We start from the raw sequence: 13,590 nt of genomic DNA, 5'->3' as shown, positions 1-13,590 counted from the left end.
AATGGTGAGAAGCGGAGCTACGTTAAATCTTTAATCCAAAACCTCCCCATTCAGCACTTCTACAACCCGTTCGTAGAGTGCGTAGGCGCGTTCGGGCGTGTGGGCGATAGCCGTGACGCCGAGCTTGCCAAATTCGGAGAGTGCACCCATCATGTGGAAAACGACGCCCTCCTGCACGGTGCTGTCGTAGTGCAGGGCGTGGAGGACCAGAATGTCCATCAGGTCGTCGGGGGTCAGGCCGCGGTAGCGTTCGCTGTGCAGATTGTCGGAAGCGAAATAGTGAAGATGGCCGCCCTTCGGAAGTTCAAACTCGCCCTTTTCCGGGTTGTACTGCCCGTCGGTCAGGAACTGGAGCAGCAGAAACGGGTGCGTGGTCCCGCCTTTTCGCAGGTTGATTTCAATGGCAAACGACTTCCAGCTTCCGTCAGCCTGCTGGACCGACATGAAATCGACGCCAAACCGGCCCAGCACGCCGCGTTCCCGCAGGCGGGAGGCAATCCGGTGACCAGCCTCAGCCAGATCGCGGTGGTACGCCGCATCCGCCGGAAACCGGCAGCCGAGGTATTCCTGCCCCGTTTCTTCGTCCAGAATCTGATCGTGGGTCGAAATGACGGAGACCCCGCCCAGCGGGTCAATGCGGCACTGCACGGAGGGGGACGTTTTGCGACCGCCGTCGATGAAGGCTTCGACAATGCCGCCCATGCTTTTCAACTGCGCAAAAAACGTTTCGTAAGTCAGTTCGTGGTCCACCAGCCGCAGGCGGTGGGGGAGTTCCTGCCGGAGCCAGTCGGTCAGCTGTTCATCGGTCGGCGCATCGCTCAGGGAAACGGTGGCGTTGCCTTTGCCGGAAAACCCTTCGTTCAGTTTGACAACGGCCTTTCGGAGCGTTGGCTGGCGGCGTTTTAGGGCGGCGAGCGCATCAATCACTTCGTTTTCGGAGAAAAGATCCTCAGAACCGTCCGGCAGCGGAACGCCGGCCTCCCGGAAAAGCTGGCGACTGCCGCTTTTGGACCCCAGCGGGAGCAGCGCGGGGTCGCAGCCGTACAGCGGAATGCCCAGTTCTACCGACAACTGGGCTTCCAGCTCGGTCACATTGTAGCAGGTCAGGTGGGCCGGGGCTTCCTCCGAAAGCTCCTGCCGGATTCGCTCCATGAGGCGGGGCCGTTCCAGAATCTTGCGGGTCAGCGGCCGGGCGGAAGTGTCGTGGCAGTTTAGCAGTGTCAGCCGTTTGCGGGCGTGCGCCCCCGGAACGCCGGGCAGCAGGTGCAGGTAATAATCGACGATGGCCGGGGCGATGGGCAGACTGCTCACGTAAATCAGCCGCGTGCGGGGCTGCCGCAGCAGCATCAGGAGACACAACAGCCGTTCTTCGTAGTGAATATCGCCGGGCAGGTGCGCGCTTAGCGTTTCATCCAGCGTGATGCTGGGAACCACCACCACCACCCGGGGCCGCAGCGGGTCTGTCCATAAATCGCGAAACTGCGCGCTCATCTGGCGCTGGAGCCGCTGAAAGGGCGTCTGGGCAGAAAACGCGGAAACCGTTTCCGAACGGGTTGGGGAGGTCGTCGTAAAATCCAGCATGGGAATAGGAATAATCAGGCCGGAAATTAACGCCGCAAAGGCAGGCAGGTGATGACGCCGGTCATGCCCGGGACTTGATTTTCAGTCGGATGGGTTCTCAAAAGCCTCGATTCGCTGACGCAGGGACGGGGACACGGGAGCGGCGGTCCGGGTGGCGGGGTCGGTGTTGACGTAAATGATTTCGCCGGAAACCAGCAGTTCACCGTTCCGCGTGATGAGCAGCAGCAACTGGAGACTGCTGTTGCCGATCCGGCCGCACCGGACCTGAATGTCCAGCAAATCGTCGAAACGGGCGGGGCCGTGATATTCCAGCGTGGCCTTGCGGACGTAAAACTCGCCGCCGATGGCTTCGGGATTGGTGAACTGAAGGCCCAGATTCCGGAAGTATTCGGTAATCGCCACGTCGAAATAATTCAGGTAGTTTCCGTTGAAAACAACCCCGTAGGCATCGACCTCGGACCAGCGAACGCGCAGAGAGTGAGAGAAGGAAGAAGGCATCGAACGGTTGACAAATGCGTTTAAAAGAATAAAAGGCCGGACCGTCAGTATTCTTTTCCGCAATGCGGGCAGCGATGTTTGGTGGGGGCTTTCTGCGTGCGAATCTGCTCCGTAAAGCCCGACACCAGAATACCGGTCGGGAGGGCGAAAAGGCCGATGCCGAGAATAGCCGCCAGACCGCCGAGCACTTTTCCCAGCGGCGTAATCGGGTGCATATCGCCGTAGCCGACCGTCGTCATGGCGCTGATGCCCCACCACATGGTAGCAGGAATGCTCGAAAACTTGTCGGGCTGGGCCGAGTGCTCGACGTAATACATCAGGCTGGACACAATGATGAGCATGAACAGCACAAACACCAGGCTTAGAATCAGTTCCTCCTTCTTGTCCTCCACCGCATTCCGAATCACCTTGAAGGCGTGCGAATACCGCGTAACCCGAAAGAGCCGGAAAATCCGGAACAGCCGAAGAATCCGGACAATGGCCAGATCGGTAGCAAACAGGGTGAAGTAAAACGGAAAAATGGCCAGAAAGTCGATGATGGCGGCCGTCGAAAACAGGTAGCGGACCCGGCCCCAGACCGGATGGCTGTATCGGTCATTTTCGACGCAGACCCAGACCCGGAGCAGATACTCAAGAGTAAAAAAGGTAACCGAAAACAGTTCGAAGTCGTAAAAGACCTGCTCGTACCGCTGGTTCAGCTCCGGTACGGTATGCAGCACAATGGCAACGGAATTCAGCGAGATAATGGTGATCAGAAGCCCGTTGAAGACCTGACTCCAGCCCCGCCGATGCCCCGCCGACGTTTCCAGAATCCGGTAAAACGTCTTCCGCAAAGGCGTTCGAACAGAGGTCTTGGGACGGCGGGCGACGGTGGGCATTTTGAGTTAAGAGTTAGGAGTTAGGAGTTATGAGTTAAGAGTTGTGTGCGGAGGTTGTAAGGTATTCAAAAATAGCGGTGCTGACTCAAAACTCATAACGCTTAATTTATAACGGCTTTTCGTAATTCTTACCGGCTTTGTTGCTCGGTTTTTTGGGTTCGTTCGTCGCCTTCGAGGGCCCGGTGACCTTTCGCGTGAAGGTAGCGTACCTACGGCACGCTCAACGCCACCCATTTGAAGGCTACAAACATTGGGGCGCTACGCGACAAAAAGGGGCTTGGCGTTTCCGGGTCCAGGCAACAAAGCCCTGTTCACCCCAAAAAGCGTTGACTCATAACTCAAAAAGCTTTTCCCCGCCGATCCAGGTCTGCGCCGTCTTTACGTTGCGGAGTTGCGGGACGGGAATTTTCATGATGTCCTGCTGGAGAACGACGAAATCGGCCTGTTTGCCCGGTTCGATGGAGCCGCGCAGGTGGTCTTCAAAGCAGGCGAAAGCGGCCCAGCGAGTCATGGCTTTCAGGGCCGAGGCGCGGTCTACGGCATTTTCCATCTGGTAGCCGCCTTTCGGGTATTCTTTGGCATCGACGCGAGCCACAGCGGAGTGAAAACCAAACAGCGGGTTGGGAGCCTCCACCGGAAAATCACTGCCGAACGAAACCAGCCCGTTTTGCTTCATCAAATCTTTGAAAGCATAGGCTCCCTTGACCCGCACTGGACCGAGCCGTTCTTCGGCCCAGTACATATCCGAGGTGGCGTGGGTCGGCTGCACGGACGGGATGACGCTGTACCGGCCAAATTTCCAGAAATCTTCCGGCGACACCACCTGCGCGTGTTCAATTCGCCAGCGCCGGTCGTTCTTCCCTTTCAGCAGCTTTCCGTACAGGTCCAGAATGAGGTGGTTGGCCGAATCGCCGATGCAGTGGGTGTTGGCCTGAAACGAACTGTTGGCCAGCAGCGTCAGAATCCGTTCCAGTTCCTGCGGACTCAGCAGCAGAAAACCCGCCGTTTCGGGGCGGTCGGTGTACGGCTGGCGCAGACAGGCCCCGCGCGACCCCAGCGCCCCGTCGGCGTAGAGCTTGAAGGACCGGACCGTCAGCCGGTCGGTCTGGAACGGGCCACGTTTGAGGTAGTAGTCAATATTCGGCTCACCGAGGCTGATCATGACATAATCCCGAATTTTGAGCCGCCCGTCTTTCTGCATTTTTTCGACCAGTTCGATATCCGGCCGGTTCAGGCCCGCGTCGGAAACCGTCGTCAGGCCCAGCGACAGGCAGACTTTCTGCGCGGCCAGCAGCATCCGTTCCCGGTCTTGTTCCTCCGGCTGCGGAATCACCCGGCGGACCATCTGCATGGCATTGTCGATCAGGACGCCCGTGGGCTGGCCGTTTTCAAGCAGCACATCGCCGCCGGTCATTTTGGTCCCGGCCGTTATCTGCGCCAGCCGCAGGGCTTTGGAGTTGACCAGCAGGGCGTGTCCGTCCACGCGGGTCAGGGCGACGGGAATGTTCGGGAACGCGGCGTCCAGTTTTTCTTTTGTCGGAAAACGCTTGTCCGGCCAGTCGTTCTGGTCCCAGCCCCGGCCGATGATCCACATGGCGTCCGGGTGGGCGGCGTGGTACGTTTTGAGGCGCGAAATAACCTCTTCGTAGGAGGCTGCGCCCACGAGGTCCGCCTGGTCGAGCATCTGGCCCAGGCCCATAAAATGTGCGTGTGGGTCGTAGAAACCGGGATAAACCGGTTTACCGCCGAGGTCGGCGACGCTGTCGGCCTCGTAGGCGTTCAGAATGTCGGCTGACGAACCCACTTCGATAAATTTTCCGTCTTTGACCGCAAAGGCCTGAGCCGTGGAAAAAGTCGAATCGACCGTATAAACGGTGGCGTTGTGAACAATCAGGTCCGCTTTTCTCTTAAAAGAGCAGCTTTGCACCAGAAGAGCAAGTACAATAAACGGGTAAAATGCCTTTTTCATGCAGATGGGTTTTCCGGTAACAAACATAATAGTTCGGGGAAAACCTTCGCTTAACTTTTCAACTATTCATCCACTCTCGTAATTTTGGGTTTCTTCCTTCCAATCCTTCTCTCAATGAAAGTAGCTATTGGTCTTTTAATTTCCCTGATTCCGTTTTCCGCCTATTGTCAGCAACCTACGAACATGCAGCGTGCGTTGCAGCGTACGCTGACGGTGGCGACGATTCCTCAGCCGGGGGAGCAGATTTCCCTCCAGCAGGCCGTGCAAACGGCGATTGAAAAGAATTACCAGATTCAGATCACGCGGGCCGAGCAGGAGATCGCCCGCAACAACTACGACCGGGGAGCGGCCGGCTATCTGCCCATCGTCACCGGGAACTTCACCAGCAACGGTTCGCTGCAGAACATTAACCAGACCTTTTTGCAAAACCTCCGGCCGCCCCAGGAAATCCGGGGCGCTTTCAACCGGACCAACACGGTCGGGCTCAACGCCACGTACAATATTCTGGATTTTGACCGGGGCCTGAACTACAACCGGCTCGGCGAACTGGTGCGGTTCAGCGAAGTGACGACCCGCGCCAACATGGAAGCTACGGCCGCCAGCGTAACCTCGACGTACTACGACGTGATCCGGCAGCTGCAGCGCCTGATTGCCTTCCGGCAGGCCCTCAGTATTTCCCGCGAACGCCTCGAACTGGCCCGCGCCAACTACGAAGTGGGCACCCGCTCGCGGGTGGATTACCTGAGCGCCCAGGTGGACTACAACGCCGACAGCGCCGCGCTGGTTGCGCAGGAACAGAGTCTGCGAAACGCCAAAATTGTCCTCAATACGCTGATGGTGCGGGAGCCGCTGACCGAGTTTGCCGTCCGGGATACGATTCTGGTCCGGACCGATCTGCAACTGGAACCGCTCCGGCAGGCCGTCAGCAACAACCCGCTGCTGGTGCAGGCCGTTCTGAACCGTCGGCTGGCGGATATCGACGTGCGCATTGCCCGTGCCCAGCAGCTGCCGCAGGTTGGGATCACAACCGGATACAACCAGACGTTCATCAACAACCAGGGCGGATTTGGCGTGGCTACGGCCCACAACCGCGGCCTGACGTACTCGCTGACCGCCGCCGTGCCTATTTTCAACGGCTACAACCTGCGTCGCCAGATCAACAACGCGAAGATCAACACCCAGATTGCCGAGCGGCAGGAACTCGACCAGCGCCTGCAACTGGTGTCGGCCCTCGAACAGACCTTCACGCAGTACCAGAACAGCCTGACCCTGCTGAATCTGGAGGTGCAGAACTTCAACATCGCCCGGCAGAACGTCGATATCGCTTTCGAACGCTACCGGGTCGGCAACTCCACCGCCGTTGAATTCCGCGATGTGCAGCGCAACGCCGTAGCGGCCGAAACCCGCCTCATCGATGCCGAATACAACGCCAAAGTAGCCGAAATCGAACTCCTCCGCCTGACCAGCACCATTTTTTAGTTATGAATTAAGAGTTATGAATTAAGAGTTATGAGTTAAGAGTTAGCGTACGTACAAACATTCAGTTTCTATTCCTGTTCAGACTCATAACTCATAACTCATAACTGCTTTATGCCCTGGAACACAAAGGAGTATCCGGCCTCTTTGAAAAATTTTATGGCGCCGGTACGGAATAAAGCCATCGAGATCGCCAACGCGCTGCTTGAGGAAGGAATGGAAGAAGGACGGGCCATTGCCATCGCCACGGCCCGGGCGGAGGAATGGGCCGCCAACCGCGATATGAAAGTTCGGAAAGACCACGCGCCGGAGAAAAAAGACCATTCGGACAGCGGGCATGGCGGGAAGGCGTCATGAGCGCTCCCGGTCAGGCTGATTTGCAGCCGTTCGACTGGCACCGCATGCTGATTGACAACTTTCCCTGGCTTTATCTGGGGGAAGTGGCCCTGCGGACGCTGGTTATGTTCAGCGTGATTCTGTTTTCGCTCAAATTATCCGGGAAACGCGAAGTGCGGCAACTGTCCGTCTTCGAACTGGTGCTGATTGTCGGCCTCGGCTCTGCCGCCGGCGACCCGATGCTGTACCACGATGTGCCGCTGCTGTCGGCGCTGGTGGTTTTCGTCGTCATGATTTCCTGTTACCGATTGGTCACCGCCCTCATCCTGAAGCAGCAGAAGGTAGAGGAATTTCTGCTTGGCAAGCCCGTTTACATCATCAAGGAAGGCCAGTTTTCCATCGAGGATTTTGACTCGGAAGACCTGAGCCTGGACGAGTTTTTCAGTGAACTCCGCCAGTCGGGCGTGGAGCATCTGGGGCAGGTGCGCTCGGCCATTCGCGAACCCAACGGCGAGATGAGCGTCTATTTCTACCCCAACCCGGAAACCCGCTACGGCCTGCCGATCCTCCCCGACGACTTCCGGATGCAGATGCAGCAAATCGGTTGCGACGGTTATTTCGCCTGCTGTTTCTGCGGCAACGTCAAAGCCCTCCGCAAAGACCAGATCTGCACCTGCGAACGCTGCAAAAACCACACCTGGGTCATGGCCCGGCGGACGGAGAGGGTAACGTAGTGATTGAATGTTGAATGACTGAATGATTGATTGACTGAATGACTGAATAGTTTGGCAGTGTCAAAATTTGCAAAGCTATTCAGTCATTCAACCATTCAGTCATTCAACCTTAACTCTGTCCTTCAAAAACGCCAGCAGCAGCTTTTCTACTGAGTCGAGGCCGTACTGGCTGGTTTGGCGGAAGCGGGACATGCGTTTGAAATAGGGGTTGAGGTCCTGGCACTCGTAGGCTTCGAGCACCTGCGGATGGACGTAGTATTTGCGGCAAACGGTCCGGGTATTGCCCAGCTTGTGCGCCACGTTTTCAAGGACGGTATTGACGTTCTTTTTCAGCTCCTTTTCCGTTTCGCAGGGTTCCAGTTCCGACAGCATGCGCAGGGCGTTGACCGTGCCGGCCCAGGTCCGGAAGTCTTTGGCCGAAAACTCCTCCCCGGTGGTTTCGCGCAGGTAGTCGTTCACCATACCGGAGTCGATGCTGCGGTGTTCGCCGTTCTCGTCGTAGTACTGAAAAAGCTCCTTGCCGGGAATATCGCGGCAGGCTTTCACCAGCCGGGCGAGCCGCCGGTCCTGTAGTTTGATGTCGTGGAAGATGCCTTTCTTTCCTTTGAAGCGAAACTTGATGGCTTCCGTCCCGACCTGCACGTGTTTATCCTTAAGGGTCGTCAGGCCGTAGGAGCCGTACTCCTTTTCGTAGGCCGCATTGCCGATCCGGATCAGCGTCTGTTCCATCACGCTCAGGGCAATGGCGATGACTTTCTCTTTCGTCAGTTCCCGTTGTTTCAGGTCCTTGTAGAGCCGTTCGCGGAGCTGGGGCAGTCGTTCGCCGAAAGCGATCATGCGGAAAAACTTCGTTTCGCTGCGAATGGCGTTCCAGGAAGCGTGGTAGCGGTACTGTTTCCGGTTTTTGGTGTCAATACCCGTCGCCTGCAGGTGTCCGTTTGGTTTTGGGCAAATCCAGACCCGTTCCCAGGCTGGCGGCAGGGCCATCTGGCGAATGCGTTCCAGCGTGGCTTCGTCCGTTATTTCTTCCCCTTTCGGGTCGTGGTAGACAAATCGGTCGCCTTCCGGCTGGCGCGTGATGCCCGGCATGGAATCGCTGACGTATTGCAATTTAACTGCTTTGGCGACCTTCACGGGGTCCTGAGCAAGTTCGAGTAAATCCATTGCGTTGAGTTATTTCCTACATAACTCCGAAGGGATGGGTTTGGGTTAGCAGGTTGCCGTGCCGAATCCGGCAAAGTTTTTCTACGACCGGCGTTTTTCGTTTGGATAAACGAGGCGATATATCCTAAATTCCCTTTCAGAAACATTCCGGCCTTTATGCCCCGCGTCTTCTTCATTCCCGGTTTTGGCGAAAGCGAGCTTGTGTTCAGCAAAATAGCGCCTGAACTTCCCGGCGACCATACCTTTGTTGACGTCTGGTCGCTACTGGGCGATCAGCCCCGTCCAACGACGACCGTTCCTGATTTTGCCCGAGAACTTATTGACCAGTACGCCCTCACGCCGGACGATCTGCTGATTGGGCATTCGATGGGCGGCTGGATCGCCTACCACATCAAGCAGTGCGTCGGCTGTCCTATTGTGCAGATTGCGTCCTGGACGGAGGCCGACCGGGTGGCCTTTCCGCTGAAAAATCTGGCCGTTGTGGCGCCGCTGGTACGGGCCGGGGTGGTGTTTACGCCCCTGTACAAATGGATGACCGTCCAGCTCGAATACAAAAAGAAGCCGTCGCGTTCCATATTTGAAGATGCGTTCGATCGGCTGATAAACAGTCCCAAAGAAGCCGTAGTGAACCAGCTGCGCCTGATTCTGACGCCGGTCAAGCCCCTAAAGCCGGTGGTGCCCGACCTCCGGATTCACGCCCGCGCCGACACGATCATCAAACCGCCCAAAGAGCCGTTCCACGAAGTCCCCGGCGACCACTTCACGCTCTTCACCCATCCCGAAACGGTAGTAGCCCCCATCCGGGCGCTGCTGGCGAAAGCGGAGCATCGGCAGGTGGACTGAGGCCGGTTGAAGGGGGAAGTCTGGGGATCGGGGGCGACTTGATTGCCTGACTATCAGGGTCTATTCGTCGCGTAGCGACCCAATGTTTGTAGCCCTAAATGGAGGGGGCGTTGAGTGTGCCGTAGGTACGCCACCTTTGTAAGCGTAGGGTGGCGTACCCACGGCACGCCGGGTACCTTCCTGCCTGTTTTTCTACAAACATTGGGTCGCAACGCGACAGAAACGGCTTTGCGCTGCCCAGCCGCTTTATTCATCCTAGACGTAAGTGTGAGGAGACTACACGGCCAGAATAAAGTGTGTATAGTCAAAGACAAGTAACTTCAATAAATGGCTGGCAACAAAAAGCGGAACCGCCACCAGGCCGATTCCGCTTTACGCTTTTGTATAATTCCCTCACGCCGCCTTTCGCCCTACCTGGTTCACCAGCAGCTTCCGGACCTTCTCGGCGGCCTGGATATCTTTCAGGCTCACCTTTGCCCGTTCGCGCAGGGCCATGCTGGTCGTCAGATGCTCGGCGCCGATGCGGATCAGAAAGCTTAGGGTCTCCACTTCTGCGGGGGAAAGTTCCAGGACAATATTTTGCTTTTTCATGGCTTGATCAGACACAGTTCCTTGGCCGGAATACCAGCTGAATAATTAACAAAATCCAGAAAAAAGCCGTTCCAGTTAATTGATTTATAATGGGTTGGAGTCGGAAAGCACGGCTGTCTGAAAGACGGGATTCATCGTTATCTGCGAGCGGACCGAATTGGATATCAGACAGGCTTTCTCCGCTTTGGCCAGCACCCGACCCGCCTTTTCGAGGTCGTTCGGATGGGCCACAACAACCGTGGGAAACAACCGGACTTCGCTGACCATCCACCGGCCTTCGACCGTTTCGAGCGTGCCGACCGCCCGGCAATCGAACTGCTCAAAGGCCAGCTTTGAATTTTCGGCAATTGCCAGAAAGGTTGTCATCAGGCAACTGCTGACGGCCGCTACCAGCAGGTGCTCGGGCGACCAGATGCCGGGCATGCCTTTGGGAAATTCGGGAGGCGTGGCTACTTCCAGCGTTTGCCGGAGAACAGGAGAACTGAGCTTTCCCAGCCGGTCATGCTGCCAAGCAAGGTCAACCTCATAGGTATGGGCTTCCATAGGGGAGCAGTTTTTGGTTTGAAGTGGAAGGGGTTGGAGAAGAGTTTAGGGTTTATGGTTTAGAGTTTATAGTTAAATGCGTGATAGCCAATTGGTCACCCTTTGTCCGTCTGTCAAAAGCTCCAAACTATAAACCTTAAACTCTTCCCGCTTTCACAGCTTTCGCCAGCTTCCGGCGTCGTGAACGTCTGTGATGCCGTTTTGGGCCAGCAGGGATTTGGCGCGGGCGCTGCGCATGCCGGACGCGCAGCAGACCACCACGGGCTTCTGCTGCGCGCGAATGAACGCGATTTTGCGGGGTAGCTCGTCCAGCGGAATGTTGATGGCCCGGGGCGCGTGTCCGCCGCTGAATTCGGCCGGAGTCCGAACGTCGATGATGACGGAGTCCTTGGCGAGCACTTCCTGAAGCGTGGCGTCTTCGGAGCCGCCAAAGATGGTTTTTATGAAGCTGAGCATAGTTTTGACTTGGTTTACAGCTCAAAACTATGCTCAGACGGTCTTTCGGTCTGTGACTTTTGTCCCAAACCGGAATGTTAATGCAGCGGGCGGCCTTTCACCAGTCCGCCGCGGGCGTCGTCGATGCCGTGCTGGATGATGAACGCATTTTCGTCAATCTGTTCCACCTTGTCTTTCAGCCGCGTGACTTCCAGGCGCGTCACAATCGTGTACAGAACATCGATGTCGAGCGGCCCCTGTTCCCGGCCGCGTTTGCCGTAGCCTTTTTCTCCTTTCAGGATCGTAACGCCCCGATTCATATCTTCGGCAATCATCGTCCGCACCGCTTCGTGCTCGTCCGAGACAATGACCACGGCGGTGTATTCTTCAATCCCGTGAATCAGGAAGTCGATGGTTTTGGAAGCCGCCAGGTACGTCAGCATCGCGTAGAGGGCCGTTTCGATGTTGATCAGAATGGCCGCCGAGCCGAAAATAAGGACGTTGATGATCATAATGACGTCGCCGACGGTCAGGGGAGAGCGGCGGCTGATGTAAATGGCCAGCACTTCCGTACCGTCCAGCACGCTGCCACCCCGCATGGCCAGACCGATGCCGGCGCCGAGGAAAAAGCCGCCGAAAACGGCGATTAGCAGCTTATCCGTCGTCACGACCGGGTAGGGCACCAGCACCAGGCACAGCGCCAGCAGACTGATGGCCAGCAACGTTTTCAGGGCGAACGTCCCGGACATCTGCCGGTAGCCCATCCAGATGAACGGAATATTGACCAGCACGACCAGCAGCGCCAGATTGATTTCGGTCTTCAGTTCGAGCAGCAGCGAAATACCCATCGCGCCGCCGTCGAGAAAATTATTGGGCAGCAGAAAGCCTTTCAGGCCCATTCCGGCGCTCAGCACACCGGCGATAATCAGGAAAAAATCTTTGAAATAACGTCTGAAACGGGTTTCAACCCGTGGAGCGGCAACGGCCGCGGGGGGAGTCATGGTATTCATGGAAAAGCCGATTGGGAGCGCCCGAAATCAGGGGGCGCCGGATGATAAAATGGACTGGAAGCCGGAATAGAGGAGCGTGGTCGCCCTGTTTCGGCCCGAAAAAAGAAGAAAAAGCCCGCCTTACGGGGCGTTGATGGAAATGCCGTGCCGGAAAAGATGCCTGAAATAGGCCAGACGCACCGGAACCGGCCGGGGATTGGCGACCGGGAAGAGGGCATAAACCTTCCGCCAGTCGGCGTACAGCACCGACGAAACGGCTTTACCGAAGGAATGCGGAAGCGGGTGAAACGCCGGAGCGTGAACGTGGGAGAGGCTCAGCGCGGGCAGAACGGCTTCGGCGGACGGCGCTTTCGGGACCAGTTGCCGGGCTGCCGACGGTGTCTGCACCCGCGCGGGTACCGACGCCGTCGGGCCGGTTGCCAGCCATGCAGCCAGCAGTCCGGTCAGCCAGAAACTGAGAAAGTATGTATACCACCGTTTTGCCATGCCTCCCTACCTTATTTTGTACGTTGCTCTATTTAAAGATAGGGAATGATAGACAATTAAGTTCCCGGCGGCCGGTTATTGCACGGATTTGAGTTTTTCCAGAAGCCGCCGCTGCTCCGTCACGTCCGTATAACGCCAGAGGTGCCCGAGGTAGTAGCCGTCCAGAAAAAGCGGAATATAATCGCGTTCGAGGATGCGGCCATCGGCCATGTCGAGGGATTCGCCCGTCACCAGTTCGCGCCGGTGCAGGATTTCTTCAATGCGGCGGACAAACGTTTCGGGTTCGCGGAACAGATGTTTGCTGTATTCGGCCGACTGCGAACAGTCGATGCCGATCAGTTCGTCCGGCTGCTGAGGCATGCCGAAAAGGTTGCAGAAAAGCTGGTTGACCTGGATAATGCCCCGGTTTTCGTCTTCAAGCAGGACGCCGGCGGGCATACTCACCAGCAGGGTTCGGTATTGCAGATCGTTGCGGCGCAGTTTGACAAGCTCTTGCTCCATTTCCCGGATTTTGGCCGGGTCGTAGGCGAAAGAAACCGGTGGACTTTGTTCGGGTGACATAAGACAAAGGATAGCGGGTGGTCGAATAAAAGGCTGCTGGACAGAGCGTTTGAGACGGCAAAGATAACTTACTTCTCTTTTTTGCCGCTAATCTCGTTGCCCTGAATCTGCATCGTGAATCCCGTTACCTGTCTGGAAGCGGCGTCGCGGGTAAACGTGAACAGCGAACCGTAGGAACTGGTCGATTTGAACGCGTCGGGGTTTGTCTGACGAACGTATTCGTATTTTTCGTTTTCGTCCACCTGGCCGTAGAGCTTGCCGTTCTCAACCGTCAGGGTCAGTTTGGTGAAGTACCCGTTGTCCGAAAACTTGTAGGTTCCGGCATACTCCGTCAGGGCGGGAGCGGGGGCCGGTTCGGATCGCTGCTGGGCAACCGGCTGCTGGGCAAAGGCCGCCGGAACAGCGGTTAAAAGAGCAAAGGTGAACAGCGTGGAAAGCAATTTTTTCATGGCATAGGAAGTTGTGAAGTAAACATACTATTTTTT

Annotated in this window: 16 protein-coding genes; 4 read left to right on the top strand and 12 right to left on the bottom strand. The window is 56.8% G+C overall.

The window, feature by feature from the left end:
- Positions 1-30: 30 nt before the first annotated feature.
- The 4 genes from ORG26_RS04340 to ORG26_RS04325 all read right to left on the bottom strand — a co-directional run bounded on the left by ORG26_RS04340 (position 31) and on the right by ORG26_RS04325 (position 4,926).
- Positions 31-1,581 (bottom strand): peptide ligase PGM1-related protein, encoded by a 1,551-nt coding sequence (locus tag ORG26_RS04340; RefSeq protein ID WP_266367303.1) that lies wholly within the window; start codon positions 1,579-1,581, stop codon positions 31-33.
- Positions 1,582-1,662: 81 nt separating this feature from the next.
- Positions 1,663-2,079, bottom strand: coding sequence for an acyl-CoA thioesterase (locus tag ORG26_RS04335; protein ID WP_266367302.1), 417 nt, complete (start codon positions 2,077-2,079; stop codon positions 1,663-1,665).
- Positions 2,080-2,123: 44 nt separating this feature from the next.
- Positions 2,124-2,957, bottom strand: coding sequence for an ion transporter (locus tag ORG26_RS04330; protein ID WP_266367301.1), 834 nt, complete (start codon positions 2,955-2,957; stop codon positions 2,124-2,126).
- A 331-nt stretch (positions 2,958-3,288) separates the two neighbouring features.
- Positions 3,289-4,926 (bottom strand): amidohydrolase, encoded by a 1,638-nt coding sequence (locus ORG26_RS04325; RefSeq protein WP_266367300.1) that lies wholly within the window; start codon positions 4,924-4,926, stop codon positions 3,289-3,291.
- Between the two features lie 183 nt (positions 4,927-5,109).
- Between ORG26_RS04325 and ORG26_RS04320 the strand changes: the two genes are divergently transcribed.
- The 3 genes from ORG26_RS04320 (at position 5,110) to ORG26_RS04310 (ending at position 7,472) form a co-directional block, all read left to right on the top strand.
- On the top strand, positions 5,110-6,405 hold the full coding sequence (locus ORG26_RS04320; RefSeq protein ID WP_266367299.1) for a TolC family protein: 1,296 nt from the start codon (positions 5,110-5,112) through the stop codon (positions 6,403-6,405).
- Between the two features lie 111 nt (positions 6,406-6,516).
- Positions 6,517-6,759, top strand: coding sequence for a DUF2188 domain-containing protein (locus ORG26_RS04315; RefSeq protein ID WP_266367298.1), 243 nt, complete (start codon positions 6,517-6,519; stop codon positions 6,757-6,759).
- Positions 6,756-7,472 (top strand): DUF421 domain-containing protein, encoded by a 717-nt coding sequence (locus ORG26_RS04310; RefSeq protein ID WP_266367297.1) that lies wholly within the window; start codon positions 6,756-6,758, stop codon positions 7,470-7,472. Before ORG26_RS04315 ends, ORG26_RS04310 begins: the two co-directional genes overlap by 4 nt.
- A gap of 99 nt (positions 7,473-7,571) precedes the next feature.
- Here ORG26_RS04310 and ORG26_RS04305 read toward each other — a convergent pair whose 3' ends face one another.
- The gene (locus ORG26_RS04305; RefSeq protein WP_266367296.1) at positions 7,572-8,636 is read right to left on the bottom strand and encodes a DNA topoisomerase IB; all 1,065 of its coding nucleotides are present in this window, start codon (positions 8,634-8,636) and stop codon (positions 7,572-7,574) included.
- A 156-nt stretch (positions 8,637-8,792) separates the two neighbouring features.
- Here ORG26_RS04305 and ORG26_RS04300 point away from each other — a divergent pair, with 156 nt between their 5' ends.
- On the top strand, positions 8,793-9,479 hold the full coding sequence (locus tag ORG26_RS04300) for an alpha/beta fold hydrolase (RefSeq protein ID WP_266367295.1): 687 nt from the start codon (positions 8,793-8,795) through the stop codon (positions 9,477-9,479).
- 393 nt (positions 9,480-9,872) lie between these two features.
- On the opposite strand, the gene ORG26_RS04295 is transcribed toward ORG26_RS04300, so the two are convergent.
- The 7 genes from ORG26_RS04295 to ORG26_RS04265 form a co-directional block, all read right to left on the bottom strand.
- Entirely contained in the window at positions 9,873-10,070 is a 198-nt protein-coding gene (locus ORG26_RS04295) for a hypothetical protein (protein WP_266367294.1), read from the bottom strand.
- Between the two features lie 84 nt (positions 10,071-10,154).
- A complete protein-coding gene (locus tag ORG26_RS04290) occupies positions 10,155-10,613 on the bottom strand; it encodes an OsmC family protein (protein WP_266367293.1) in 459 nt (152 codons plus the stop codon).
- A gap of 153 nt (positions 10,614-10,766) precedes the next feature.
- Positions 10,767-11,069 carry a rhodanese-like domain-containing protein gene (locus tag ORG26_RS04285; RefSeq protein ID WP_266367292.1) on the bottom strand — a complete coding sequence of 101 codons (303 nt, stop codon included), beginning with the start codon at positions 11,067-11,069 and terminating at the stop codon, positions 10,767-10,769.
- Positions 11,070-11,146: 77 nt separating this feature from the next.
- Complete coding sequence (locus ORG26_RS04280; protein ID WP_266369311.1) at positions 11,147-12,049, bottom strand: YitT family protein; 903 nt, start codon at positions 12,047-12,049, stop codon at positions 11,147-11,149.
- 129 nt (positions 12,050-12,178) lie between these two features.
- Positions 12,179-12,544: a hypothetical protein gene (locus ORG26_RS04275; protein WP_266367291.1), complete on the bottom strand. Its 366-nt coding sequence runs from the start codon at positions 12,542-12,544 to the stop codon at positions 12,179-12,181.
- Positions 12,545-12,619: 75 nt separating this feature from the next.
- A complete protein-coding gene (locus tag ORG26_RS04270; RefSeq protein ID WP_266367290.1) occupies positions 12,620-13,105 on the bottom strand; it encodes a PAS domain-containing protein in 486 nt (161 codons plus the stop codon).
- Between the two features lie 68 nt (positions 13,106-13,173).
- Entirely contained in the window at positions 13,174-13,554 is a 381-nt protein-coding gene (locus ORG26_RS04265; RefSeq protein ID WP_266367289.1) for a DUF3471 domain-containing protein, read from the bottom strand.
- Between the last annotated feature and the right edge of the window lie 36 nt (positions 13,555-13,590).

It is taken from the genome of Tellurirhabdus rosea (genome assembly GCF_026278345.1).
Taxonomy (GTDB): Bacteria; Bacteroidota; Bacteroidia; order Cytophagales; family Spirosomataceae; genus Tellurirhabdus; species Tellurirhabdus rosea.
This window is presented reverse-complemented; position numbering and strand designations above follow the sequence as displayed.

Coding starts and splice junctions, on each gene's coding strand:
- ORG26_RS04300 (WP_266367295.1), top strand. CDS start 8,793: ATGCCCCGCGTCTTCTTCATTCCCGGTTTTGGCGAAAGCGAGCTTGTG.
- ORG26_RS04340 (WP_266367303.1), bottom strand. CDS start 1,581: ATGCTGGATTTTACGACGACCTCCCCAACCCGTTCGGAAACGGTTTCC.
- ORG26_RS04270 (WP_266367290.1), bottom strand. CDS start 13,105: ATGTCACCCGAACAAAGTCCACCGGTTTCTTTCGCCTACGACCCGGCC.
- ORG26_RS04290 (WP_266367293.1), bottom strand. CDS start 10,613: ATGGAAGCCCATACCTATGAGGTTGACCTTGCTTGGCAGCATGACCGG.
- ORG26_RS04265 (WP_266367289.1), bottom strand. CDS start 13,554: ATGAAAAAATTGCTTTCCACGCTGTTCACCTTTGCTCTTTTAACCGCT.
- ORG26_RS04325 (WP_266367300.1), bottom strand. CDS start 4,926: ATGAAAAAGGCATTTTACCCGTTTATTGTACTTGCTCTTCTGGTGCAA.
- ORG26_RS04335 (WP_266367302.1), bottom strand. CDS start 2,079: ATGCCTTCTTCCTTCTCTCACTCTCTGCGCGTTCGCTGGTCCGAGGTC.
- ORG26_RS04330 (WP_266367301.1), bottom strand. CDS start 2,957: ATGCCCACCGTCGCCCGCCGTCCCAAGACCTCTGTTCGAACGCCTTTG.
- ORG26_RS04310 (WP_266367297.1), top strand. CDS start 6,756: ATGAGCGCTCCCGGTCAGGCTGATTTGCAGCCGTTCGACTGGCACCGC.
- ORG26_RS04295 (WP_266367294.1), bottom strand. CDS start 10,070: ATGAAAAAGCAAAATATTGTCCTGGAACTTTCCCCCGCAGAAGTGGAG.
- ORG26_RS04305 (WP_266367296.1), bottom strand. CDS start 8,636: ATGGATTTACTCGAACTTGCTCAGGACCCCGTGAAGGTCGCCAAAGCA.
- ORG26_RS04315 (WP_266367298.1), top strand. CDS start 6,517: ATGCCCTGGAACACAAAGGAGTATCCGGCCTCTTTGAAAAATTTTATG.
- ORG26_RS04275 (WP_266367291.1), bottom strand. CDS start 12,544: ATGGCAAAACGGTGGTATACATACTTTCTCAGTTTCTGGCTGACCGGA.
- ORG26_RS04320 (WP_266367299.1), top strand. CDS start 5,110: ATGCAGCGTGCGTTGCAGCGTACGCTGACGGTGGCGACGATTCCTCAG.
- ORG26_RS04285 (WP_266367292.1), bottom strand. CDS start 11,069: ATGCTCAGCTTCATAAAAACCATCTTTGGCGGCTCCGAAGACGCCACG.
- ORG26_RS04280 (WP_266369311.1), bottom strand. CDS start 12,049: ATGACTCCCCCCGCGGCCGTTGCCGCTCCACGGGTTGAAACCCGTTTC.